General features: G+C 59.7%; 1 protein-coding gene. It reads left to right on the forward strand.

The features are described 5' to 3' along the window. Positions 1-88 precede the first annotated feature (88 nt). Positions 89-1,222: an IS481 family transposase gene (locus B0E47_RS13490; RefSeq protein ID WP_077514804.1), complete on the forward strand. Its 1,134-nt coding sequence runs from the start codon at positions 89-91 to the stop codon at positions 1,220-1,222. Positions 1,223-1,273 lie beyond the last annotated feature (51 nt).

Raw genomic sequence — 1,273 nt, forward strand, 5'->3', positions numbered from 1 at the left:
TGTTTAGACCGGAGACATAGGTAACAAGTGTGCCAGGACATGGGTTACACCTCGACGCTGGTTCATAGCCTGCTCGAGGTGCCATTTCATGCCGTGGAAGGAAACCACATCCATGTCCCTGCGTAATGAATTTACGGCTCTGGCCAAAGGCCACGGAGTCAGCATGACCGAGCTGGCTAGGCGCTTCGGTATTAGCCGCAAGACAGCGTACAAGTGGCTGAGCCGAGATGCCGCCAACGAGCCGTTGAGTGATCGCTCACGGCGCCCCCACTCCTCACCGACACAAACCACGGGCACCTGTGAGCAGGCGGTTGTCCTGCTGCGGCAGAAGTATCCGCAATGGGGTGGGCGCAAGCTCCATCGAGTACTGCTCAACAACGGGCATTTGAACGTGCCTGCGCCCAGTACGATCACGCACATCTTACGCCGCCATGGCTTGATGCCCGACAAGGACGTGTCCGCCCAAGGTCCCTGGAAACGTTTCGAACATGCCTTGCCCAACGATCTGTGGCAGATGGATTTCAAAGGCACCATCGCCATCGGTGAGGGGCGCTGCGATCCGTTGACCGTTCTAGACGACCACTCGCGCTACAGCGTGATTCTTCGCGCCACACCGGACATGCGCGGCGCCACGGTACAAGCCGCGCTCACTGAGGCCTTCCGGCGCTATGGCATGCCGGTACGCATGAACATGGACAACGGTTCGCCCTGGGGTAGCCCCGGCGGCGACTCGCGCGGCCTCTCCGCGCTCAGCCTGTGGCTGGTTCGACTGGGCATCCGTGTCAGCTTCAGTGCACCGGCTCATCCGCAGACCAACGGCAAGGAGGAGCGCTTTCATCGCAGCTTGAAAGCCGAAGTTCTTGCCGGCCGTGTCTTTACCAACCATGCCCACGCGCAACAGGCGTTCGATGCATGGCGCGATATCTACAACACGGTACGACCTCACGAAGGTATCGGCATGGCGGTGCCCAGTGACCGCTATCGTCCCAGTCCACGCCCGCTCCCCGAAGCCCTGCCGGCCATCGAATACGCACCTCAGGATACGGTGGTCACAGTGCTCAGCAACGGTATAGTCAAGTTCAAAGGCAACGACATCAAGGTGTCCAACGCGCTACGTGGGCTGCCGATTGCCTTCCGGCCCGACGACAACCAGGACGGCATTTACACGCTTTACTTCGCTCATCATCGGCTGGCCAGCATCGATATGCGTGAAGCCGACTAAACTGTTACCCATGTCCTGGCACGTCCGTTACCCATGTCATCGGTCTAAACA

The organism is Rhodanobacter sp. B05 (assembly GCF_002001085.1).
GTDB lineage: Bacteria > Pseudomonadota > Gammaproteobacteria > Xanthomonadales > Rhodanobacteraceae > Rhodanobacter.